The organism is Bifidobacterium psychraerophilum (genome assembly GCF_000741705.1).
GTDB classification, from domain to species: Bacteria; Actinomycetota; Actinomycetes; order Actinomycetales; family Bifidobacteriaceae; genus Bombiscardovia; species Bombiscardovia psychraerophila.
Genome location: NZ_JGZI01000002.1, coordinates 173006 through 197579 on the forward strand (window position 1 = coordinate 173006; position 24574 = coordinate 197579).

The following is a 24574-nucleotide window of genomic DNA, read 5'->3' on the forward strand; positions in this document are numbered from 1 at the left end:
GTGCAGTGGGATTCCTTGTTATCAGATTCGCGTGTTGATGACTGTTATGTTTATGACTGTGTATTCATGGCTGCTGTGTTTATGACTGCATGAACCGTGCGTATGCGGGCTCCGGGGTGCCCTCGCCGGGTCAGTCGAGGGCACCGGTGAGCCGTATGTCCTCAACGGACTGACCCACGTATACCTTCGCCCGCGGCGCTATCGCATAGCGTCCCTGACTGGACGAGTAGTACCGTAATGCCTGGTCGACGGGGATCTCGATGATCAGCTCACGATGCTCCCCCGCTTCGAGTTCCACTTTGCGGTATCCCTTCAGCTCCTTTGCCGGACGGTCCTCACCTGTCCCCTCAAGCCCAAGGTACACCTGCGCGACGGCCTTGCCACGGACATTCCCCGTGTTCGTAACCTGGCACCGCAGCCTGATGGCATCACCGACTTCGTGCACATCCAGACCGTCATATTCGAAGCTCGTATATGACAGGCCATGCCCGAAGCAGAAGCGCACCGGCACCTCTTTGCTGTCGTAGTAGCGGTATCCCACGTAGATGTCCTCCGCATACTCGACGCTTCCTTTGAGCCCGAAACTGCCGATGCTATGTGCAGGGCTGTCCTCAAGGCGCATGGGGAAGCTTTCAGGAAGATGCCCGCTGGGATTCACATCACCCAGGAGCACCTGTGCGAGAGCCGTACCAGCCTCGGTGCCGCCATACCAGCTCCATACAATCGCCTTGGCCCGGTCGGCCCACGGCATCTCCACCGGCGAACCGGCCACCAGGGAGATGACGGTGCCGGGATTGGCCGCGAGCAGGGCTTCGATGAGCTCGTCCTGACCGTAGGGCAGACGCATGTCGGCACGATCCATGCCTTCGAGGTCATGGTCGTGATCCAGCCCACCGACGAAAATCACATGTTCGTACTCGCCTGCCAAACGGACTGCTTCATCACGCAGGGCCTCACTGCGCGAGGCATCGCCCTGCGTCGCACGCTGCGTGCCATCCGTCAGGCTTTCGGACTGCCAATCGGCGGTCTGCCCGTGCGCCTGCAGGGCTTCGTATCCCGGCACATAGCGCACTTCGACATTGCCGCCAAGCTGGCCGCAAAGTCCCAGCAGGGGCGTGACCTCATAGAGCGCCTTGATCTCCGCGCTGCCGCCGCCATTGGAATGCACACGATCGGCATTGGCGCCCACGACGAGCAGACGTGTGAGCTCCTGCCTGCGCAGCGGCAAGGCATGCTCCTCGTTCTTGAGCAGGACCACCGATTCCTGTGCGACGGCGAGTGCGGCATCACGATGTTCGGCATTGGCATAGCATCCGGATTCACGCTCCGGGGTGCCCGCATGGTCGAGCATATGCAGGGCGTCCATCATACAGAGGATGTGCAGCACCTTACGGTCCACATCGTGTTCATCGACCTCGCCCCGCTGTATCGCCGCCTTGAGCGGCTGGGCGAATTTGTAATCGTCGAAGTCGGCGGTGACCGACATCTCGACATCCAATCCGCTTTGCGCGCTCTCCTTGCTTCGGAAGACCCCACCCCAGTCCGAGATGACGACCCCGTCGAAATCCCATTCCTGACGCAGCACCCGTCCCAGGAATGTCGGGCTTTCACAGCAGCGTTCACCATTCACCAGGTTGTAGGCCCCCATGACGGACAGCACATGCGCCTGCTTCACCGATGCCTCGAAGGCCGGCAGGTAGAGCTCGCGCAGGGCCCGATCCGCGATGATCTCATCCACATGCAGACGGTCCGTCTCCTGGTTGTTGGCGACAAAGTGCTTCACGCAGGCGGCGACGTCTGATTCCTGGACACCCTCGATGAATGGCACGCATTGGCCCGTCGTCAGGCAGGGATCCTCACTCATGTATTCGAAGTTACGGCCGCATAGCGGACTGCGTTTGATGTTCACGCTCGGCCCCAGGATCACGTCCTTCCCACGCCCCCGCGCCTCGGCCCCCAGCACCCGTCCGGCGTCATGGGCCAGTTCCGTGTTCCAGGTGGAGGCCACGGCGCTGCCACAGGGCAGATAGGTCACGTAATCGCGCGATCCGTAGATCGCATCCCAGGAGTCATTGTCGAATTCGCGCCGAACGCCCATCGGCCCGTCGCTCATCTTCAACGCCGGTATGCCGAGACGTGGAACGCCTTCGGTACGGAAGAGTCCGGCACCGTGAATCATGCCGATCTTCTCGTCCAGAGTCAGCTGTGCCAGCAACTCCTGCGCCACTGCTGCGTTGGCTTCGGTGATGACGGTCATTCGATATTCCTTTGCTCTTGCTGTGATGGTGTCATATGCGTCTTCAGGGGAACGCCCGCGCCCAAGGCTTCCCGCAGACGGCCCCAATATGCCCGGTCTAGGCGACGCTGATTTTGAATCCGACAGGGGTTTCGGACATATCCGCCTGCCTGTGAGCCTGCCGGATCAGCAGACCCTCATTCCTGCGCTCGTACGGCACCGGGCCCACGCCGAGTTGTTCGACGCTGCTGATGATGCCGTGGAAGGGCGCGCGCTGCCCATCGTGGTAGGCGGCGAAGCTGCTGATGGAGAGCTCTTCGGCTCCTTGTGGATTCAGGCAGAAAGCGTAGATGCTGCCGTCCTTGCTGGTGAAGCGGAAATCCTTTTCGGTCCAGACGACTGCCTGCTGATCGGCGAAGGCTCCTTCAGCGGGCTTCGTCGGGCCCTCCTGCGAAAGCTTCCACGGCCGTGTCTCGTAGATGCCCTCGGCATTGGCCTTCATCCATGCCCCGATGCCGGCGAGCAGCCGCCTGTCATGCTCGGCTATCGAACCATCCGCTCTTGGGCCGACGTTAAGCAGCAGGTTGCCGTTCTTGCTGACCGCGTCCAGCAGGGAGACCAACAGCTCCTGCAGGCTTTTGTATTCAAGGGTTTCGGTATAGCACCAGGAGTTGCGGGCGATCGAGGTGTCGGTCTGCCATACGAATGCCTGCGGAGCGGCGAAACCGCCACGCTCGACATCGACCACACCGCTGCCCCAGGCCAGGGCATCGTCCTTGTAGCAGATGGACACCGGGATGCCCCAAGCCGCTGCGCGATTGTAATAGAATGCGGCGAGTTTCGCGAGATAGGGTTTGAAAGATTCATGCTGCACCCACCAGTCGAAATACAGCATCTCCGGACGGTAGGCGTCGATGATCTCGCAGACACGCAACAGCCAATCCTCAAGGAATGCCGTCGTCGGTCGCGGCACGCTGAAGAGATCCTGATTATCCGGTTCCGGCTGGGCCGGCCAGTAGAAGTCACCTTTGTTCATCGGCTCCCGGACATCCGAGTCGAACTCCCGGCCATGCCCCATGAACCACCAATGCTCGGCCCGATGATTCGACGTGGCGAAATGCATCCCGTGACGGATGCAGGCGTCACGCAGCTCACCGAGGATATCGCGATGAGGTCCCATATCCACGGTGTTCCAGTGCGACAGCTCACTCGCATACATCTGGAATCCGTCATGATGCTCGCTCACCGGAAAGTAGTATCGTGCACCCGCCTGCTCGAAGAGGTCGAGCCACTCGTCCGGGTCGAAGGCCTCGGCGTTGAACAGCGGGATGAAATCCTTGTAGCCGAAGCTGCTTTGCGGGCCGTATGTTGCCCGGTGATGCTCGAATTCAGGGTAGCCCTGGATATACATATTGCGCGAATACCACTCATTGCGGAATTCGGGCACGGTATACAGACCCCAATGGGTGAATATGCCGAATTTGGCGTCGGCGAACCAGCTTGGGGACGCATGCCTGCTCAGCGAATGCCAGGTGGCCTGGTATGGACCTGATGCGATCACATCGTCGATGCCTGCCAGATCAATCATCGAAAGCGCTCCTCTCCCATTCGAAACCCACTGAACGCAGCCACGAATGGGCGACGACCATAGCGCCCCGTTCATTGGGATGGACACGATCTGCACTGGCTATGCAGGGATGCTGACGGGTCAGAAAATGGTCGACCTCGGCCTGCACGTCCACGAAGATCGCATGATGTTTCTCGGCCACGCGCTGTGAAGCCCGTGAGAACGCTTCGACCTTCACCCGCATGGCCTCATCGCGGTTCGCCTCGAACATGAAGGGGCTCATCACGATGATGCCCTGCAACTTCGGCAGGCGGGCACGCGTCAGGTCGAGCAGGCCGTCATAGACCTCCTCGAACTCATCCGGCTCGTGCACCGCTGCCTGTCGGAGTGTGCCGTCGAAATGTCGCCAGGCGTCGTTCACACCGATCATCACCGATATGAAATCAGGTTCAAGATCCAGGACGTCGTCCTCCCAACGCTGTGCCATCTCCATGATGTCATCGCCACTGTTGCCGGAGTTGACGGTCATGAGATCTTTGTCCGGGTAGACTGCGGTCAGCATATTGTGCAGATGATTGACATAGCCCTGTCCGAAGCCCCAGCCACCGGGAAGAGCGCTTCTGTCCCGATCGGCGTCGGTGATCGAGTCACCCACGAATACGATGCGGGAACGTCTGGGAAAAATCAGCATGAAAATCCTTGTTCTGATAGTGGGACACGGCAGCTATGCGCGCATCAACGGTGCAAAGGGCGGTGCATGCACGAGCCGGGCGCCCGAAGCCTTGCTTCGATACGCTCAGGCGCCCGGCTGTGCATCATTCGGTTATGGTCTCCATGGACCGCTTACTTGGAATCCGAGGAGGACTCGGAGGACTTGTTCGCATACTCCTTGACGATCGCCTTGCGCGCCTTCTCCTGGTCCTTGGCATTCTTCATATCGACGGCCAGCACCTGACTCATGCCAAGTCCGTCGGTGGTCGAACGCATACTGCTGAGGATCTTCTCGAACTCGCTGCTGCTGCTGGCGAAGGAGGCCTTCCAGGAGGAGTTGACTATCTCGGTTTTGATCGATCCGCGAAGCGTGGAGATCTGGGAGTCCTCATCCGGCTGGACGTAGGTCGCGCCTGGGGCCACCTCGATCATATTGTTCTTTTCGAGGTACTCCATGGTCGTCTTCGCCCCTCCCATATGCGCCGACCAGTCCTTGTTGAGTGGATTGGCATTCGCTTTCTCAAGCTCGCTCGGCCACATGGAGGCGTTGAAGGAATATCCGGTATCCGGATCGGTATCACTCACCAGAACCGTGGGGTAGTTGAGTGCGGACACACCATCGGAATAGGAACCTCCACCGTATTCGGCAGGGACGTTCGCGCTGCCTCCGCTGAGCACCTTCTCGCCGAAGTCGGTAAGTACGGGTTTGCCGTCCTTGATCTCCCAGTTCAGTCCCTTCGGACCTGCGGCGCCACCGGTCTGAGCTCCGGAGTTGTACACGCCTTCAGATGAATACAGCCAGTCGATGAATTTGACGAGACGCTTCTTGTTCTTGGCTTTCGAACCCAGCGCGATCATCGTGGTGCCACCGTTGGGCGTCGCCCCGTAGGAGAAGATCTTCTGGTCCTTGAGCGGCGCGATCATGAAGCCCTTGCCCGCGGCCTTGTTCTCCGTGGTGTTGTACGCGGCCTGACCCAGCCATGGCCAGAAGGAGAACAGCACCTTGCCCTCCTTGTATTTGGTGTTCATCGTGTCGTAGTTCTGGGTGGTGGACTCAGGGTCGACCAGGCCCGCCTTGTACGCGGCGTTGAAGAACTTCAGCACACGCTCGTAGATACCGTCTTTTTGGGTGATCGATTCATAGCTGGAACCATCGGCCTTGGCCAGCACGAAGCCCATCTCGTCGAAGCCGTAGAAGGTCGCGGGCTGTTTGGCGTTGTTCATCATATTGCCGTCCCAGTCCTTGAACAGGCTCATCGCGTAGATGTTGCTCTGTCCGGTATCCGCGCGCGCCTTGTCCTGCATCTGCTTGAGCACGGGGATCAGGTCCTCGAGGGTGTCGATCTGCGGGTATCCGATCTCCTTGTAGTAATCCCAGCGCAGATAAGGACCGAAGGTCGGCTCCAGCCCCTCGCCGGCCTCGGTCGGCTGCCGGGACGACACCGAACCGGGAATGCCCCAGACGCCGGATTCCTGTCCGATGGCCTTGTTCAGGGCCTTGGATGCCGCGGAGTATTTCTTGATGTTGCTCATGCCATCGAGGTAAGGGGTCATATCGTCGATCAGCTTGGACTTGACCAGCTTTTCGCCTCGTCCCGAACCGTAGCCGGTGATGATGATGTCTCCCAGATCGCCTGCCGCCGCACGCGTGTCGAAGAGCGTGCTGCCGCCGCCCGCCACGTTGGGAGCCACGATGTTGAGTTTGATGTTGAACTTGTCCTTGATGATTTTGGCGAACCAACCCTTCTGCTCGCCCTGGTAATTCGCCAGATCATCGTAGACTTCGACGGTCATCAATGATCCGTCGTCCTCGTCTGCCGCGGTCTTGTCCCCTCCGCATCCCGCGAGCGCCAGAATCGCGGACAGCGTCAGCGCCACCCCGACCGTTGCCTTCTTCTTGATGGACATGTCGTCCTTCCTTCCTTGTTGTTGATACTGTTTCCGCAGCACTGCGGAAACTCACGTTGGTAGTTGGTAATCAGCCCTTGACGGCGCCAAGCATCATGCCCTTGACGAAGAAACGCTGGAAAAATGGGTACACGAACAGGATCGGCAGCACCACGATCACCGAAACCGTCATACGTATGGAGGTGGGTGTCTGCTGTGTGGCGAGTGCCGCCATGTTCATGGCCGTACCTGAACTGGCCTTGACCGAGGCGGCCAATGCGTTCGCCTGGTTGATGTAGGTGTAGAGCAGATACTGCAGGGAATACAGTTTCGAATCGGTCATGTAGATCAGGGTGTCCTGGAAGGAGTTCCATTGACCCACGGCCGAGAATATGGCCACGGTCGCCAGGATCGGCGTGCACATCGGAAGCACGATCTTGCGGAACACGGTGAGCGTTCCGGCGCCGTCCATCTGGGCCGCCTCCTGGAGACTGTCGGGGATGGATTCCACGAAGGTCTTCACGAGGATGATGTTGAAGGGCTGCACGATCGCCGGGAGCACATACACCCAGAAATTGTTGGTCAGACCAAGGTTCTTCATCGTGATGAACATGGGGATCAGACCTGCGTTGAAATACATGGTCACCACGATGAAGCGGTACCAGAAGGCACGATGCCACATCTTCTTCTGCGTGAACATGTATCCCAGGAATGCGCTGGCGATCACCGTCAACGCGGTTCCGATCACGGTACGGGCCAAGGAGATGAAGGCCGCCGTCGTCAGACCGTCGAGGGCGAACACCTGCTTGTAGTTCTCCCAATGGATGCCTGCCGGCCACCAGTTCACATCCCCCGCTGCCGAGGCCGCGTTGTCTGAAATCGAATTGACGATCAGATAGTAGAAGGGATAGACGCAGACGAAGGCGAAGGCGATGAAGAACAGAATGTTGAATACGTTGTAGACTTCTTCTCCGCGGCTCCGGCGCATTACCGGAGCGGTGCTCCTGGATGCTCTTGATTTCATGATGGTTCCTTTCACCGGTGCCTGCTCATACGATTGATTCGCCGCGGGTGCGTTTGGACATCCAGTTGACGACCACCAGCAGCCCCACACTCACAAGGGATTTGAGCATCGATATCGCCGTGGCCAGGGACAGCGAGTTATTGCCCATGCCGACGTTGTAGACATAGAGGTCGAGCACCTGGATGTGCTGCATGTTGAAGGCGTTCTGGAATACGAAGTACTGATCCATGCCGTTGTTCAGGAAGTTCGAGACCGACAGCATCAGGAGCACGAAGTACGTGGGCATCAGCTGGGGAACGGTGACATGAATGATCTGTTGGAAGCGGTTGGCTCCATCGACCTGGGCGGCCTCGTACAGTTCCTGGTCGATGCCGGATATTCCGGCAAGATAGAGGATCGAGCCCCAGCCAAGACCCTTCCATATGCCCCAGAGCAGCATCTTCAGCCATGTGAGCGAATCCGAGTCGAGGAATTTGATCGGCTCCGAGATCACATTCATGTTCTGCAGGAGTTCATTGACCATGCCGGTCGATGAGAACATGGCGAAGGCGACGGCGTAGACGAGTACCCAGCTGATGAAGTTCGGCAGTGTGGTCAGGGTCTGCACGAGATTCTTGAACCACTTGGCCCTGATCTCGTTCAGTGCGATGGCGAATATCAGCGGGAAGAAGGAGGTCAGGATATTCAGACCGCTCATCGCGAAGGTGTTCATGAGCACCTGGCCGATGGTCTGCAGCTGGGCGGGGTTCTGAACCATCATCTTGAACCACTGCAAGCCGACGAATTCGCTCTCCGAAAGCGGTATGGGCGGCTGATAGTCGAAGAATGCGTACACCCAACCGAATAGCGGCAGGTAGCAGAACAAAACCGCGAGAATCACAAAAGGCAGTATGAGCAGCCACAGCCGTATGGCGTGCGACTTGCTGCCTGCCTGTCGTCCCGACTTGCGTCGCCTGCGCTGACGGCTTGTTTCCGAAATGGCCAAGGCCACATCGGATCCCCCATCTTCCAGCGCTTGCGCGACTACCCCTACAACTTTCCTCCGAGTATGCACCATTCCTCCTTTGGCCCGGTGACGCGCCCAAACAGAGGGCACTCAACCAATCTCACATCAGGAGCCCCGCCTTTGATGGCTCAATGCTGTATCCTTATTGATTGGTTTATAAATAAGATAATAAACTCGTTTGACTTTGGTGTCAACTCATCTCGGGTAGGCTTGGAATTGGTCGGAAAGGAGGCTGTCATGCGTTTCAACATCGACGGCCCGGTATGGCAATTCATCACTCAATGCACGCGTTTCCTGATCCTCAACGTGCTCTTCGTCATCACGATCATTCCCATTGTGACCATCGGCCCCGCGCGCACGGCCCTCTACAGCACGGTGTTCGCCTACACCGACAATGAGGGGATCGATCTCGGGCGCGAATACCTGAAACGCTTCAAGGACGAATTCCTGAGATCCATCGCCTCGTCGCTCATCTTCGTGGCGCTTGCAGCCGCAATAGCCTTCGCGATCATCTTCTGGTATTCATCGGATACCACGCTTTCGAACATCACCCTGCCCGTGCTGATCGTCGCGACCGTCGTGGTCGTCATGACCTTCGAATACCACTTCCCTCTCCAGGCACGGTACGACAACACCTTCGCCGGCACGTGGAAGAACTCCCTGATGCTGCCTTGGGCCGTTTTCACCAAGACACTGGCACTGCTGGCGATAGATATGGCAGGAATCGCGCTATTCGTGTTCACCGGCTATCTCAGGGTCGCGTTCCTGCTGCTCGGCTTCGCCTGGCTGGCCTATACCAAATCCTTGATCTATCTGAAGATCTTCGACCAGGTCAGCACTGATCCCCATAAGAAGAGGGAAGCTCCGGACTACACCCTGCCCACGGCCTCGCTATGAGATCCACGCTGTCAACGACCACAGGCATACGGATCCATGCGTGGCGATATCCGGCGTAAGGCACCCATCCGCTCCGGCGAAGGGCCGTACGAAAGGCCGCGCGCACGCCAGAGGGGGGAAGGACTGCGCAAACACCTCACGGGAGCCCTGTATGTGAGGAAAATTGGAAAGCTTGGTGCCAAGCTCCCGATTTTGGGCGGTATTTAGGCCAGCGCTGTTAGTCTTGGGTTGCGTTTGTTCAGGGAACGCTCCGACACGACAGGACTTTGATGGCTTTCGTTAATTTTTTTCTTCAGCTGCTTAAGGATCCCCGCTCGGCCATAGCCGGCTGGATCACCATGGGGGTCGCCCCGACCCTCGGTTTCATCTTCATCATCATCTTCGTGGAAACAGGAGTCGTGTTCTTCCCCTTCCTCCCGGGCGATTCGCTGCTGTTCGCAGCCGGCTTCTTCGCGGCTCCGAGTGCTTCGACAGGGCAATCGGCACTCCCCCTCGTCGCTTTGCTGCCAGTGGTCTGGTGCGCAGCCGTGATCGGGGACCAGTGCAACTATTTCATCGGCCATTTCTTCGGACGACGCATCATCCAGTCCGGCAAGGTCAAGGCCATGACGCCTGAGCGCGTGGCGAAGACCGAGAAGATGATCGAGAAATGGGGTGCACTTGCCGTGTTCCTCGGGCGCTTCTTCCCCTTCATCCGCACCTTCATGCCATTCATCTCAGGCATTTCAGGCATGCGCTGGGCGCGGTTCACCCCCTTCAGCGTGCTCGGTGGCATCGTATGGTCGACGCTGTTCACCCTGATGGGATATTTCTTCGGCGGCATACCCTTCGTCCAGGATCACTTCGAAGTCGTCATCGTCATCATTCTGCTCGTATCGCTGCTCCCCACCCTGATCGGCCTGTTCAAGGCGAAGTTCGGGCACAAGAAGACCCCGGCAGAAGCCGCCGCCAACCCTGATGCAGAGTCCGCAGAGTAACTCGGCACACGGCGCGGCAAGGAAGAAGCCCCGGTATTTCTGCCGCCGAATTGCGAAAGGGCACCCCCTGCGCTAAAGTGGCATCCGTTGTCCTGCCGAGCAAGACAACACCCAATCGGGGCTATAGCTCAGTTGGTAGAGCGCTTCGTTCGCATCGAAGAGGTCGGGAGTTCGACTCTCCCTAGCTCCACGGTTATCAAAGGGCCGGTCCGTCGTGACCGGCCTTTTTTGTTGCCATTTCAGTGTTTTCCCCTTGTGCTTCCATGGTTTCCCGGTTGGTCTGTCTTGACGTGCAATGCCGTGTTTTCGCTTGCTGTTTCCTGTTTGGCGTGGTAATTCATGTGGTAAAAGCAGCATGGTTCACGGGTGCAGGAGGATGTTATGACTCGGAGATTCGGTACGCTTCGGCACAAGAGCAATCGGACGAGCGCGTGGATAGAGGCGAGTTATCTGACGCCCTTCTGGGCTTTTGATAAGTGGCCTGGATTGAGGGAGCGTCAGTATGCCAGCTTCGACATCGAAGACGAGGCCGGTGCACTGGTGTGGCTCAGGGACGCCAAGCTTCGTATCGACGCCCATTCATGGCAGCCTGAAAGGGAGATCCTTCGGGAACAGCAGCGTCGCTCGTTGACCTTCGCGCAATACTTTGAACAATGGCTGGGTCTGCGGCGTACCCGGTCGGGCGACCAACTCCAGGCAGGCACGGTCTACAGGATACGCAAGGACGCGACGAACCATATCCTCCCGTTTTTCGGCAAACGCCGATTGGCCGAGATTACGAGCCGTGATGTGGATCGGTGGTGGGACGGGTTGGATCACTCGCAGCGCAGCATGTGCATCAATGCACTCAAAGTGCTCAAGAGCGTGTTGGCATCCGCCAGCAGTCCCGGACCTGATGGGGAAAGCCCCCTGATTCCCAGGAATCCCTGCACCATCATGACACCATCACAGCGTCGCAACACCGAGACGGTGCCCGCCACGATCGCACAGGTACGCATGATCTATGAGGCCATGCCCGAACGGTATCGCGCGGCGGTGTACATCGCCGTGTTCTGCAACGGTCCGCGCATCGGTGAGATCTGCGCGCTCACCAGAAGCAGCATTGATCTGGACCATATGGTGCTTCATATTCGTACGAGCCGCAAGACCATTGGACCGGAGCTTATTGGCAGGACCAAAACCGAGCATAGTGAACGCGATGAGAGCATACCTCCGCAATTGAAACCTATGATGGAGACGCTGGTCGACCTTACTGGTCCCGAAGCTGGTGCTTTTATTTTCCCCGGTGTCGCTGACCGTTCAGTCCCGTTGCACCCCAACACGCTCAGAGGCTGGTATGACAAGGCCAGAATCCAGGCAGGGCGCAAGGATCTTCGTTTCCATGATTTGCGTCATACGGCGTTGACGTTGCTTGCTCAGCAGGGTGCGACGGTGCGTGAGATCATGGATGCGGCTGGTCATTCGGATCCGCAGACCGCGATGCGTTATCAGCACAGTGTCCAGTCGCGGTCAAGGTACCTCGCCCGCCAGGTAGGCTCGCTCATTCCCGGTGATGATACCGTCGAGTCGCTGCGCTCCCGTATAGAGGATAATGATCAGCGCATACAGGAACTCAGAAAGCAGAACGAACAGCTGTCATCACAACTCTCCACCGCCATGATGCGGCATGAAACGGGCAAACAAGCGAAGAAGCAAGGCTGATTCCTCCCCTGGCTGTCAGATGCCACCCGTCGATCTTCGGCTTTGGCAAAATGCCTGTTGCCGACGGTCTGTCATGGCAGGGACCATTGCGAGGTAGTTGCGGAAGTCTTCGATGACTTGCACGGTGACGTCCAGTTCGCAGGCGATGGCGTAGGTGTCGCCGTCGTATTCGTTCTCGGCGAGGGCGTATTCGCACGGCCGTATGAGCTTGGATGCGGTTTCCATGCGGGTGTGCCGCTCGATCTTCGAGCCCAGGGTTCCCGAACAGGTTTCGTCGGCGTGCTCCCAGTGCACGAGTTCGTGTGCCAGGGTGCAGCGTTGCTGGGCGCTGATGAGCCGCTGGTCTATGAGGATGAGCTTCGTTGCTTCATCGTATATTCCGGTGAGATCCCCCGGAAGCAGGGTGTTGACGACGCTCACGTCGAGGTGCTCGGTGTCGTTGATGATCTGCGTGTATGTCCGGTGCAGGAAATTGGGGAGGATGCGCTTGTTATCGTCCATCGCCGCCTGCCGCCTCAGCCCATTTGTTGGGGTCGTGCGATGCCGCGAGCCTGACGTCATGGTTGCCTATCTTGTTGAGCACGTATGCTGTTTTGTCCGTTTCGGACAGTTCGCTGGGCTGCGGCTCCCCCAGGGTGACGGGTCCGCGCTGGTCGCGTTCGATGAACGCTTCGGCGGATTGGATGAGTTCGTGGGGGTAGACGCCGAACACTTCGGCGAGTTGGGCGAGTTGGGTGACCTTGATGTCACGCTCGTTCTTGAGGATGCGGATCAGGGTGCGTTCGGGGACGCCCGAGCGTTCCGCGAGGCGTTTGATCGTCAGCCCCGCCGCCGATCGTTCGGATGCTATGGTCTTCGCTGTAGCTTCGTTCATGTCCATATGGACACTCTATAACACTGAACAGTCATTATCAAGTCCTATATGGGCACTTCCGATATTGACATGCTGCCTGTTTGGGCATTACCATGTCTTTCATGGACAGTTCAAGTTTCGCGACACTCGTCGCGCACCATGTCGCGGCGGTCATCACCCGGTCGGGCGCTTCCGTGCTGCGTGCCTCGCAATTGACGGGGATCCCTCGGGTGACTTTGATCCGTCGGCTGCGCTTCCCCTCCACGTCACCGTTCGATGTGCATGAGCTGGAGATGCTGGCGCGAGCCTTCCATGTCGACATCGAGACCCTGGTAAGCCCCGACGAAGAGGCGGCCCTACCAGTGCCGGACACGCATCATGGGGTTGCGAGCGGAGAGGCCGATCATGAGTAGCGGTGGCGGGTTCGTGCCGAAGTGGGTGAATCTGAGTGAGGCGTCGGTCATGCTGGGCATGGATCGTCGCCAGATCCTCAAGCTCGGCAGGGAGGGTGTGCTGCGCGTATGCCAGCCCTCACGCCAGTATCGGGTGTCGACGGACAGCATCGAGCATCTGGACGAACGGCTCGTCGAGGTGCGCAGCACCACGAGGATCCATCGCAGGCGACGCCCGTGAGTCTGCGCAGCATGCTGTGGGCGTTGAACGAGGCGCCCACGGGCAAGGACGCGACCGCGAAGGTGATCCTGATCGCCTTGGGTGATTACGCCAATCCTGACGGCACCGGCGCCTACCCCAGCCTGGCGACGCTGTCCCGGATCGCCGAGGTGTCACGCCGCACGGTGCAGTACAAGCTGCGCCTGCTGGAACGGTCCGGAGCGATACACCATGGCAACCAGCGGCTCGCCTCGTACCTGCCCGGCAATCATCGCCCCACGGTATGGGACCTGAACCTGCGAACAACGAGACACCGGGTGGAGGACACGACCGTTACGGGTGCAGATCCTGCACCCGTGGATGTTCACAGGGATGCAGCAAGCGCTGTCCAGGGGTGCAATCACAGCCCCGTAGACGTGCAGCACGGTGCGCACGAACCATATAACCCGACCAATAACCCGGGTGAGAGACTCCCACACCGTCGCCGCCGACCCACAATGAGCGGGATCGGCGACTGGCAACCCGATGCTACACACCACGCTCTCGCCACCACGCTGGGTCTGGACTGTGATGCGGAGTTTGCGAAATTCCGTGACCGTTGCCTCTCCTCGGCACAGGTCAGTGCCGACTGGGACGCGAGTTTCCGCAACTGGCTCAGACGCGGCCTTGAACTCAACCTCACGGTCAAGGCCCGCCACCCATCCGGCCATGTTCACACGCACACCTGGAAATGCACGCACGTGCTCGCCTTGCTGCGCAGGGACGAGGAGAACGCCACTCCCGACGGTCTCGCGGTCACCCTGGCCAAACTGTTGAACACGGGCATCACCGGCATCCAGGCACTGCAACGGTTGGGTTTGCCGACTGACGATGACCTGTCCACGCCGTGACGTGTCCGCACGCACGGCGGACACCAATTGTGCCCCCGTTACCGCGGTTCTCTTTTGCCGGATGAACGCGATAGCAGGGGCCTGTTAGGGCAACCCATAAGGGGCTGCCCCTTAATGATAAGGGAAGAATATGAGGAATTGGAAGAAGGGTGCGACCGTGGCCGCTGCCGTGTTCGCGGCGCTTTCCACGCTCGTTTCACCACTGGCCTACGCTGATGGTGGCGGCGGATCGGGTGGCGGTGGCACAGGCTCCGGTGGTGACGGCCAGATCAGTTTCACGTACCGTGATAGTTATGGTGCTCCCACACTAGGGAATGTGGATGTCGCGTTGGCCGCGATGGGTTTGACGTCCTATAACGACGCTTCACATCCTGCGGATGCGTCAGCGAATACAGCGTTGAATAGTGCGGTGAGTGAATGCCAGTCTCGTTATGCTGCCAAGCATAACGGTGACACGAATGCCGGTTGCAGGTTGGTGAGCGTTGGTGCGGTTTCCACTGACGGAAAGTACACCGGCAGCACAGGCGGCTTCACTACATCGCAATGGGCTTCTGCCTGGAATGCGGTGACTCAGGGGAAGACCTACTCGTATGAGGGCGTCGGCTATCAGACGACGACTCCGTTCTCGGATGGTGTGACCACGATCAATGGACTGGTTGCTCGTGAAGCGGCGAAGACACCAGGAATTATTGTCATCGTCCTTTCCAGTGACGAACCACCGGTCGCCTATAAGCTTTCCGTGTCCACCAAGCAGGCGTCTGCCGCCTCGATGAAGGTGGGTTCCACCGCTGCGGTGCATGATGTGATCACCACGTCGAACAATGGTTCCTCGCTGAGTGAGAATCTGACGGCGAAGGTCATCATGCACTATGACGGGCAGAGGAACGGGTATGTGGCCGCGAGAAGCGTGACGAAGAGCATGGCCATCAGTAATGATGGTTCGAAGAACTCTCCTGATTTCATGCCGTCAGATTTTGGTTTGTCGCATTGGCAGGAAGGCACGTACTGGTTTGACGTGCAGGTTGCCAGGCAGGGGAAGATGCAGGCTGCCGTGGATACCACGGATCGTGAGGCGTCTGAATCGTTCTCGGTTGCTGCGGTGCCTCCCGTGAAGCCTTCGAAGAGCATCGAAGAGGGTACTTCCGCCGACCGGATGGTGAATCGTACGACGATCACGACCGGTACCGGTCGTGGTGGCTATGAGATGACGATTCAGGACAGGATCACGCCTAATGGCGTGAACTATTCCATCGACAACTGCAAGCTGGTGGATACCACGAGTGGTGCCGACGTTTCCGGTGATTTCACGATCACCTGGGATAAGAGCGCGAACACGGTGACCGCCGTGCGTACGAAGGCCAAGGGCGAGATGCCGTTGGATCACACCTATGCGTTCAGCTTCGACGTGACGGTTGCCAAGCCTGACTTCTCCAAGGTCGATGATGTGGCGTCGGTGAAGTGGAATCAGGAGCCGAGTGTGAACACGGATGGCAAGTCGTTCCCGACCTGGCGTCCTAACCCCGACAAGTCTTGGATCAAATACGTGGATGGCAAGTGGCAGGCAGTGATTGACCCGTCCAGGAGCAACCAGACCGGTGCCGACACTGAAACGTTCCTTGACGGGGATACGGTCGGTTCCGTGGTCAACGGGACGGTTGCCGCGAACCTGATCCAGGCTCCTAAGAAGTTGACTTTGACGGATGATTGGGCGAAGGCTGACTACATCTTCGATGCTGCTGACGCTTCCAGGATCCGCGTGTATGCGGCTGATGCGAGCAGTGAGAAGCAGTCCAGTGTCGCGGATATCGCCAACACGGGAAAGGACGTCACCGACCAGTTCACCATCACCGTGAACGGTACGGTTGCCACTGCAACCGCTAAGGCAGATTACCTTGCTTCGTTGAAGGGTCTGGCGAAGGCTCAGCAGCTTACCCTGCTGATTCCGGGAACCGTGAACTTCGCCAACGGTGGCGGCGCCGAGCAGGTGCGCTCCGACTTCGGCAAGAACGCCGGCGACGAGCTGACGTTCTGCACAAATCCACCCAGCGATGAATCGCCAGTGACGCATTCCTCGCTATCGACTGGTACCGCTGGCGCGGGTTTGACGAATGCAGGTTCCGAGACGGTGAACACGCAGAGTGAGGATACGAACGAGCCTGAGATCTGCGGGTATGTGCCCCCGGTGACGAAGGATGTGCTTGCCGAGTCCTCACAGGGCGGCGACCAGTCCAGCGTGGACGGCAAGACCGTGTTCCCCGGCCAGAAGGTCGAATACAAGCTTGAGACCACGCCGAAACTTCCCGCGAACCTCGCCTATCAGGTGACGAACGTGGGTGTGACGGACAGTTACGACCAGTATCTGAACGTGGACAAGCAGACCTTGGAGGTCACCGACCTGAATACGGGCAACATCATTCCCAAGAGCCAGTACACCAGCACTTGGGATGACAGTGCTCACACGGTTCGTCTCGCGTTCTCCGATGCCTGGGTGAAGGCCAATTGGAAGGCCGGATCGAACCCTCGCATCATCGTGCGTTTCGAAGGCACGGTTTCCGCTGACGCTCCCGCGAACACGAAGGTCGACAACCAGTGGAAGTTGACCTTGAACAATTCCATCACCCCGTCGAACATTGTGGAGAACACGCCTCCCGATGACAACCCCTCCAAGCAGGACACTCAGAAGGATGCGAAGATCAACATTGATGGCATGGCCGCCGTATTGGGTGACAGGATCTTCTACCGTGTCAACCTCGATGCTTCGAAGTTGGATAACACCGCGTATGTGGTGCAGCGCTTGGGCATGGTCGATGACTACGACGAGCAGTACTTGAAGCTTGACACGACGGGGATCCAGGTGCTTGACGCCCAGGGCAGTGACGTGACCGGCAAGTTCAACATCCAGGAGAAGGACGGCATCGTGTATGCCTTCTTCAAGACGGTGGACACGACCATTCCCGCCACGGGCGAGACCGTGCTGGGCGACCCGCAGTCGTCGGACCTGAAGGCGTATTCGACCGAGAAGCTGGATCCGCTCACCTCTCCCGCCATCGACCAGAAGGTGCTTGGCCAGACCTACAAGATCGTGCTGCCGATGACGGTGAAGGCCGTCAAGGACGGTTACACGGTGAAGAACACTGCAATCCAGGTCACCGACAACGAGCAGAAGCTCACCAACACCGTGTCCAACCCGTTGAAGGAGATCAACCCCTCCAAGGATGTGACGGTCAACGTGGGAGGCGCTTCGGCCGACGGTCAGAGCATCTACCTGAACCACCTGTTCCTCTACCAGCTGGATAGCTCCACGCTGCACACGAATCGTGCGTACAAGGAGATCACCGACTGGAAGATCACGGACGGCTACGACCAGTCGCACGACCGGTACACCGGCCAGTGGGCGGTGTACGCCACCAAGGATGTGGTCGAATACCAGGACGGCAAGGCCGTGACCCTGGCCGCGAAGGGCAACCGCATCGCCGGCAGTGGCGTGGACTCCACGAAATTCGGTGGAGACCTGTTCACGGCCGTCGACAAGGATGGTGTGCTCACGGTAACCGCCACGGCACGCTATCTGGCCATCGCATCCTCGAACGACACGACCGAGCAGGGTTGGCGTGCCTATGTGCAGATGGAACGCACCAGGACCGGCGACGTCAGGAACCAGTTCATCGAGAATCTGAACGGCCAGGATCGCCCGTCGAACGTGGTCACCACCCACACGCCCGACCAGACGCCATCCATCAGCATCGAGAAATACGATGCGAAGAGCGGCATGAAGGCCGGGGATCGCAATACGCCGGCCGAAGCCTTGAATGTGACGGGTGACACCGAGATCGTGTTCCACATCACCAACACCGGCAAGGCCAGTCTCTCGAAGATCGACTTGAAGGACGCCACCATCGCCGGTTCCGGCACGGTCGTGGACCTCAAGTATCCGGCCAACTTGAACACGCTCGTGTTGAAGCCCGGAGCATCCGTGGACGTCACCGGCACATTGAAGGGCATCAAGAGCAACGACCACCACACGGATCGTGCGAAGGTCACCGCGCAGCCGATCATCGACTGCCCGGCCGTCGACACCGACCCGTTCGAAGGCAAGACCCCAACGGCCGACCCGGACAAGGTGTGCTACGACACTGCGATCAGCGCGCACGACGACTGGAACGGGTACAACAAGCCCACGGCCGCCAAGAACGCCCTCGCGAAGACCGGTGCCGACATCTTCTGGCTGGCTGCCGTCGTAGTTCTGCTTGCTGGTGGCGGTGCGGGACTGTTCCTCTACCGCCGTTCCCTCGCCCTCTCCGACGCTTCCGGCAAGGATACGGACAGCAAGGAGTAATCATGCCTGCCCCGTCCTCTTCTCTCTTCTTAGGACGGGGCATCCCCCAAACCAACATTCATCCAGTCTCGAAAGGAGCCATCATGCTGTGGATCGTGGCTATTCTCGCAGTGTCATTCGGCCTACTTATGGTGCTATCGCTGTGCAGGGCTGCCGCGATAGGAGACAGGCAGCTTGAACACCTCGATGCGGTCAATCACCGCACCGACCCTCATACAGGGCACTGACGGTTCCCCCAACCGTCAGCGCCACGGTCGGCAGCCAACATTCGCCGGCCCATATGATGCCCCGTCTGCTTCCCCCCAGCGGGCGGGGCATCCTTCATCTTCAAGAGTTTTCAGCAAGCAAGGATCGAGGATCTCATGGATACCAGTGATGGGCACGGCGCATGGGCGGTAATCGTCGCCATCGTCGCGGTTCTGGCCGTCCCGGTGCTGATCCTGATGCCTCTGCTGATGTTCTCGCTGCTTATGGGCGGCGGCATGACGCAGACCGGCGATTCGGTATCCAACGTTCCCGACCAGTATTTGGCCGATGTGCGCAAGGCGGGAAGTGTCTGCCAGACGGTCACCGCCCCCGTGATCGCGGCGCAGATCGAGACCGAAAGCAACTGGAATCCCGGTGCGGGCAGTCCCGCCGGGGCCAGGGGCATCGCCCAGTTCATGCCCTCGACCTGGGCGTCCGTCGGCAAGGACGGCGACGGTGACGGCAAGGCGGACATCCTCAACGCGCACGACGCGATATGGACCCAGGGCAACTACATGTGCGGCCTGGCCGCGCAGATCGACGGCATGAAGGCCAAGGGCCTGTTCGCCGGCGACACCCTGCAACTCGCCCTGGCGGCCTATAACGCCGGCATCGGTGCCGTGCAGCGGGCCAAGGGCATACCCGCCTTCCAGGAGACGCGGGCGTATGTGCAGAAGATCCTCGCGCTGATGGCGAAGTACACCGACACGTCTGGCACGGCGGGCGATGCGGGTGGCGCGACCGCCGGCCAGTTGAAGCCGGCGCTGAGCATGAAAGCCGACGGACGGCACGTCAACATCGCGGCCATGGGCATCACTGACACGTATTACGGCGGGCCGAGCGGCTACCCGCCCAGGCAGTGCACCTGGTGGGTGGCGAACCGTCGCGCCAGCATCGGCCGGCCCGTGGATGCGCATATGGGCAACGGTGGTTTCTGGATCAGCAGGGCACGCGCCCTGGGGTACGCGACCGGCCGTTCACCCAAACTCGGTGCGGCGATGTCGATAGCGCCCGGGGTGTTCGGCTCGTCGGGCATCTACGGGCATGTGGCGCTGGTCGAGCAGATCAACGCTGACGGCGGCATCGTGGTGTCCGAATCGGGGTCGTCCATGAGCGCCCCCCAATTGCGGACCTTCACCGCGCAGCAACTCCAGGTCGCCTCGTCCAGCGTCTGGTTCATCTACTAAAGGAGCTTCGATGAAACACACCACCACTCGCACAGCCACGGCACTCACCCTGCTGCTCGCCCTGTCGGGATGCGGGTTCACGCAACCCTCGGCCAGTCCCTCAACGGCCACGGCCTCTCCCAAGGGGGTGGCGGCGCCGACGGTCGTGCCCGCACCGGCAGGCCTGACCATCCCCGGCGGCAAGGCGAAATGGCTGAGCATCCTTCCGGATCCGAACGCCACGGCATGGGACGATTCGACGGCCGTGGCCAGGGACTACACGATAGCCGTCCACACCTGGGACACCACGAGCGACCTGACCGACGCGTACGCCGGCCAGCGGGCCGCGCTGTGGGGCACGAGCCAACTGCAAGAGGAGCAGGCCGCATACGATGCCGACCAGGCCAAGGGGCAGGCGTACTTCAACCAGGAGGCGGTCCACCGCGCCTGGACCAGCACCGCGATCACCTCGACGGGCCGTGACGGGGTGCCCTCCGCATCCGACCAGGATGCCATCACCGTCAACTGGACGATGACCCCGCACCGGCGGGACAACACCAGGGCGCAGGCCCTGAGCGGCACCGATGACGTGCTGCTGTACAGGACCGCCGCAGGTCACTGGCAGGTGCAAGGCTCCTCGACCAGACAGGACGTGCAATGAGCACGCCAACCCAACAGGCCACCCCGGTGACGGTGAGCATCGACGAGCGGGAAGGCGATCTGTGCATCAACGGCACGCACTCCCCGCTCGACGCCCCCGGCATGGACGCGCAGCGCGAGCAGGCGGTGTCGAGACTGCGCCTGCTCGCCAGGCTGCAACGCACCGCGTTCACGGTGACCATCAGCGGCAGCGGCGACACCACCATGCTGGACATCGACCGGCAGGGCGTCGTCACCGACACCACCCCGGTCGAAGAGACGCCAGCGGACACTGCCATCCAGGAAACGGCACCAGACGACGATACCGATGATCTTCTCGACGCCATAGCCGACACGGCGGCCCCCACCGGCGCGGATACACCGGCGGTGAGACCCGAGGCCGCGACACGACGGTTCGGCCGACGCCAGGCCATCGTGGCCTTCATCGCCGCCGGCACGCTGCTGCTCACGGCTGCGGGCGTCATGGCCTCCCGCTGGTATGTCTCCGGCAGACACGATGCGGCATTCACCTCATGCCAAAGCGCGTCCAAGGATCTCGCCGCCTCCCGGAATGCGTTGCGACGGAGCCTCACGGACAGTGCAGCAGCCTCACGCATCGACACGGGCCAGGTCAGGGACCCGGCCACCGTCACCGCACTGCGCCAGGCTCGCAGCCAGGCGGACCTCGGCAGCGCCCCCGCGTGCGCCATACGGATGGACACCGCACAACTCACCGCTCTGGCAGGCAAACTCACCACACTGGCCGCCACGGCCGACGGCCGGACATCGGCGATCGGTGTGGCTGCTGATGCGGTGGTGGCGTCGCGTGATGCGAAGGCGTTGGCGGATGCGAAGACGTCGCTTGCAAATGCGGTGAAGGCGGCCCAGGGCACGCTTGATTCGTCGCATGGCAAGGTCGCGGACAACGCGACGCGTGTGAAGTTGCAGCAGGCCATCGACGCGGCGAACAAGGTACTTGACGACAAGGGCGTGAAGACTGCGAAGCGGTACCAGGATGCGCAATCGTCGCTTGCCGGTCCGGTCAAGGGCGTGAACGACAGCGTGGCCGCTAAGGCTGCGGCCGACAAGACTGCGGCTGATAAAGCGGCCGCCGACGCGGCTGCCGCACAGGCGCAGGCCCCTTCTTCGTCCGGCTCCTCAAGTTCGTCCCCGTCGAAGCGTCGTTCCCAGACATCGGGATCCGGGTCCTCGTCCTCGGGTTCCTCGACGCGTCGCGGAACCTCCGGCTCCACGGGATCGGGTTCCTCCGGTTCGTCGGGCGGGGCACCTTCATGGAGCGTGCCCGGAGCGGGCAGTGATGAAGGCAACATCGGCGGCTCGGATCCGGGACTGTGAACGGCGCGACGGATCCACCCAGGGAAAGGAGGTGAGGCGGTGTAGAGGCATACGGCCGGCAGCCGGTCGCCACGGCGGCACACGAACCATACGGACAGCAGCAATCAATCAGCAAGGAGCATCATCATGCAGGTAACACAGACCATCACGGATCATGTGATCCATTGGACGGCGCAGGCCGAGGCACAGACCGGGGTGCGTATTCTCGCCCTCCAGAATCCCGCGCCGCAGGCCCCTCCGGGAAGCGAGAAGTTCATGACGCTGATCGGCCTGGGCAAGTGGATCGCCATGATCATCTGCGTGTTCGCCATGATCCTGGGCGCGGCCCTGTGGGCCATCCATGCCAGGCGTGGCGATGACAGCGATGGGATCAACAAGGTGGGGATCGCCCTGATCGCGGTCATCATCATCTCGTTCGCCGCGAGTGTCGTCGGCTGGCTGGGAGGTTTCTAGGATGAGGCGACGTACCATCACGGCGCTGTTGCTGCTCGCCCCCCTCGCCCTGACCTCCGGGTGCGGCTGGGGAGGGCCGGCCGCCGCGCCTTCCACCGGCTCCTCCACCAGCGCATCGCATTCCTCGACGTCGACGGATGCCACGAGCGTGCAGCCCAGCGTCTGCGGTTTGCCGGGTTCCGGGGACTCCACCACCCTCACTACGGCACCGCATGTGGATGAATGGCGTTACGAGAACCAGACCCTGTGGCCGTACCCGTATGCGAAGAGCTACGGTCCCGGCGTCGTCAAGGACGATGGCATGCGCAGCTGCTTCTCCCATGACCCGCAGGGCGCGTTGTTCGCGGCGGCCAACATCGCGGCCATGACCACGGACCAGAACCTCATGAGCGACCCGGAGCATGCGATCAGCCTGTTCGGGAAAGGCTCGCAGTATGACCGTACGGCCGCGAAGATCCGCCAGCTCGGATCCTTCCCGGTCGGCAGCGCCTCAGATTCGCGTGGCACGTCGGCCGGCTTCCGGATTCTGGACTTCACGGACAGTGAGGCGACCGTGGACCTGGGGTTCGTGGGCACGTCGGCCGGCCAGTCCGTGGATCTGAGCATCGTCTACCATCTCGTCTGGTCCGACGGTGACTGGAAGCTGCGCTGTGAGAAGGACATCCCCATCACGTCGGCCGTGATCCCCTCGTTCACCGGCTACACAGAGTGGAAGGTGTCCGGCTGATGGATTGGCTCGATCAGATCGGCGAGGTCGCCTCCGCCATCAACCCGTTGAACATCGCCGGCACGGCGATCGGGAAACTCGTCAGCGGCATCTTCAGCATCATCGCCGGCCTGGTCAGCGACGCGGTCGGCGGCGCGGTCAGCTCGTTCGCCACGCTGTGGATGAAGGTGCCCACGCCGACCATATCCGGCAGTGACGCGAAGGCCGTCAATCCCAGCGACACCGCCGGCGTCATGCAGGCGTTGGGATACGTGAAGTGGATCAGCCTGGTCATGGCGGTGTTCGCCATCATCCTGCTCGCCGCCCGCTGGGCCATGAAGGCGAGGAGGGGCGATGGTGAGAACGCGTTCGGACGGCTCGGCGTGATCCTCGCCGCCGTCATCGGCATCTGCTCGGCGACCGCCCTGGTCATCACGGTGTTGCAAACCGGGCCGAGCAGGGTCGGTGGCGTGGTCGGCAAGTTGCAGGCGCACCTGTGGTTCTACATGCTGGTGGCGGCGGCCATCAGCGTCATGGTCGGCATGGTCCGGCTCATGATAGCCAGGGACACGCGGCCGGCCGATGACACGTTGAAATCGCTGGTGCGGCTCATCGTGGTGGCCGGTGCCGGCACCACCCTGGTGCAACTGGCCCTGAACGCCGGCGACGCGTTCTCCACATGGCTGCTCAACGCGGCCACCGACCACGACTTCAACACGGCGATCACCAAGGATCTGCAGATCAGCGGCCTGATGCCTGGAGGGGCGCTGCTCATCATCATCCTGGGCCTGCTGTCCCTGATCGCCTGCCTGGTGCAGATCGCGCTGATGATCCTGCGCTCGGGGTTGCTGGTCGTGCTGGTCGGGATCCTGCCGCTCGCTTCGGCCAACACCAACACGGAATGGGGGATGAACTGGTACCACAAGAGCCTGGGATGGCTCGTGGCGTTCGTCCTGTACAAGCCGGTAGCGTCGATCATCTACGCGACCTGCTTCTGGATGATCAGCGGCGGCGCATTCGGCGACCAGTCGGGCACCATCGCCGGGCCGATGGTGGGGTTCGTGTTCATGGTCTGCTCGATAGTGGCCCTTCCCGCATTGATGAAGTTCGCCGTGCCCGCCGTCAGCGCGATGGGTTCCGGTTCGGGGGGCGGCGGTGCAGCCGCGGCAGCCCCGACCGGGGCGATGATGCTCGCCCGCGGCTCCGCGTCCTCCGGATCCTCCTCCTCGTCGCCAGCCCCGGCATCCGGCGCGACGTCCGCGCCTTCGGGTGCGTCGACGGCCGGCGGATCCTCCTCCGGTGCGGCCACTG

General features: G+C 60.6%; 21 protein-coding genes and 1 tRNA gene. 14 read left to right on the forward strand and 8 right to left on the reverse strand.

All coding sequences use genetic code 11. The features are described from left to right. Positions 1-130: 130 nt before the first annotated feature. The 6 genes from BPSY_RS01105 to BPSY_RS01130 form a co-directional block, all read right to left on the reverse strand. Positions 131-2257, reverse strand: a complete 2127-nt coding sequence (locus BPSY_RS01105; protein WP_033495922.1) for a beta-glucosidase family protein — start codon at positions 2255-2257, stop codon at positions 131-133. A 97-nt stretch (positions 2258-2354) separates the two neighbouring features. Beyond that, a complete protein-coding gene (locus tag BPSY_RS01110) occupies positions 2355-3824 on the reverse strand; it encodes an alpha-L-fucosidase (RefSeq protein ID WP_033495920.1) in 1470 nt (489 codons plus the stop codon). Beyond that, positions 3817-4494: an SGNH/GDSL hydrolase family protein gene (locus BPSY_RS01115; protein WP_051921361.1), complete on the reverse strand. Its 678-nt coding sequence runs from the start codon at positions 4492-4494 to the stop codon at positions 3817-3819. Before BPSY_RS01115 ends, BPSY_RS01110 begins: the two co-directional genes overlap by 8 nt. A gap of 152 nt (positions 4495-4646) precedes the next feature. Next, on the reverse strand, positions 4647-6422 hold the full coding sequence (locus tag BPSY_RS01120; protein WP_033495919.1) for a type 2 periplasmic-binding domain-containing protein: 1776 nt from the start codon (positions 6420-6422) through the stop codon (positions 4647-4649). 70 nt (positions 6423-6492) lie between these two features. Beyond that, positions 6493-7425, reverse strand: a complete 933-nt coding sequence (locus BPSY_RS01125) for a carbohydrate ABC transporter permease (RefSeq protein ID WP_033496125.1) — start codon at positions 7423-7425, stop codon at positions 6493-6495. Positions 7426-7450: 25 nt separating this feature from the next. Further along, the gene (locus BPSY_RS01130) at positions 7451-8482 is read right to left on the reverse strand and encodes an ABC transporter permease (protein ID WP_033495917.1); all 1032 of its coding nucleotides are present in this window, start codon (positions 8480-8482) and stop codon (positions 7451-7453) included. 186 nt (positions 8483-8668) lie between these two features. Between BPSY_RS01130 and BPSY_RS01135 the strand changes: the two genes are divergently transcribed. The 4 genes from BPSY_RS01135 (at position 8669) to BPSY_RS01150 (ending at position 12006) form a co-directional block, all read left to right on the forward strand. Further along, positions 8669-9328: a DUF624 domain-containing protein gene (locus BPSY_RS01135; RefSeq protein ID WP_033495915.1), complete on the forward strand. Its 660-nt coding sequence runs from the start codon at positions 8669-8671 to the stop codon at positions 9326-9328. Positions 9329-9597: 269 nt separating this feature from the next. After that, entirely contained in the window at positions 9598-10305 is a 708-nt protein-coding gene (locus BPSY_RS01140) for a DedA family protein (RefSeq protein WP_033495913.1), read from the forward strand. Between the two features lie 117 nt (positions 10306-10422). Beyond that, positions 10423-10495: transfer RNA gene (locus tag BPSY_RS01145), tRNA-Ala, on the forward strand. A 191-nt stretch (positions 10496-10686) separates the two neighbouring features. Next, positions 10687-12006 (forward strand): tyrosine-type recombinase/integrase, encoded by a 1320-nt coding sequence (locus BPSY_RS01150; protein ID WP_033495911.1) that lies wholly within the window; start codon positions 10687-10689, stop codon positions 12004-12006. 15 nt (positions 12007-12021) lie between these two features. Here BPSY_RS01150 and BPSY_RS01155 read toward each other — a convergent pair whose 3' ends face one another. Then, positions 12022-12507, reverse strand: coding sequence for an ImmA/IrrE family metallo-endopeptidase (locus BPSY_RS01155; protein WP_051921363.1), 486 nt, complete (start codon positions 12505-12507; stop codon positions 12022-12024). Beyond that, positions 12497-12880, reverse strand: coding sequence for a helix-turn-helix transcriptional regulator (locus BPSY_RS01160; RefSeq protein WP_157809756.1), 384 nt, complete (start codon positions 12878-12880; stop codon positions 12497-12499). Before BPSY_RS01160 ends, BPSY_RS01155 begins: the two co-directional genes overlap by 11 nt. Before the next feature lie 101 nt (positions 12881-12981). On the opposite strand from BPSY_RS01160, the gene BPSY_RS01165 reads away from it, so the two are divergent. From BPSY_RS01165 to BPSY_RS01220, 10 genes are all read left to right on the forward strand, one after another. Beyond that, complete coding sequence (locus tag BPSY_RS01165; RefSeq protein WP_156099231.1) at positions 12982-13272, forward strand: hypothetical protein; 291 nt, start codon at positions 12982-12984, stop codon at positions 13270-13272. Beyond that, positions 13265-13492 carry a hypothetical protein gene (locus tag BPSY_RS11525; protein WP_033495905.1) on the forward strand — a complete coding sequence of 76 codons (228 nt, stop codon included), beginning with the start codon at positions 13265-13267 and terminating at the stop codon, positions 13490-13492. Before BPSY_RS01165 ends, BPSY_RS11525 begins: the two co-directional genes overlap by 8 nt. After that, positions 13489-14361: a helix-turn-helix domain-containing protein gene (locus BPSY_RS10850; RefSeq protein WP_051921365.1), complete on the forward strand. Its 873-nt coding sequence runs from the start codon at positions 13489-13491 to the stop codon at positions 14359-14361. The genes BPSY_RS11525 and BPSY_RS10850 overlap by 4 nt, the downstream gene beginning before the upstream one ends. 130 nt (positions 14362-14491) lie before the next feature. Continuing rightward, complete coding sequence (locus tag BPSY_RS01185) at positions 14492-18697, forward strand: LPXTG cell wall anchor domain-containing protein (RefSeq protein ID WP_051921366.1); 4206 nt, start codon at positions 14492-14494, stop codon at positions 18695-18697. A 362-nt stretch (positions 18698-19059) separates the two neighbouring features. Beyond that, positions 19060-20130: a lytic transglycosylase domain-containing protein gene (locus BPSY_RS10855; RefSeq protein WP_051921368.1), complete on the forward strand. Its 1071-nt coding sequence runs from the start codon at positions 19060-19062 to the stop codon at positions 20128-20130. A 10-nt stretch (positions 20131-20140) separates the two neighbouring features. Further along, entirely contained in the window at positions 20141-20770 is a 630-nt protein-coding gene (locus tag BPSY_RS01200; RefSeq protein WP_033495902.1) for a hypothetical protein, read from the forward strand. Next, positions 20767-22104, forward strand: a complete 1338-nt coding sequence (locus BPSY_RS10860; RefSeq protein ID WP_051921369.1) for a hypothetical protein — start codon at positions 20767-20769, stop codon at positions 22102-22104. Before BPSY_RS01200 ends, BPSY_RS10860 begins: the two co-directional genes overlap by 4 nt. Before the next feature lie 126 nt (positions 22105-22230). After that, positions 22231-22557, forward strand: a complete 327-nt coding sequence (locus BPSY_RS01210) for a hypothetical protein (RefSeq protein WP_051921371.1) — start codon at positions 22231-22233, stop codon at positions 22555-22557. 1 nt (position 22558) lies between these two features. Then, positions 22559-23284 carry a DUF8175 domain-containg protein gene (locus tag BPSY_RS10865; protein WP_051921373.1) on the forward strand — a complete coding sequence of 242 codons (726 nt, stop codon included), beginning with the start codon at positions 22559-22561 and terminating at the stop codon, positions 23282-23284. Beyond that, the coding region (locus BPSY_RS01220; RefSeq protein ID WP_051921375.1) for a TrbL/VirB6 family protein at positions 23284-24574 on the forward strand (1291 nt) is incomplete at its 3' end. The genes BPSY_RS10865 and BPSY_RS01220, both read left to right, overlap by 1 nt.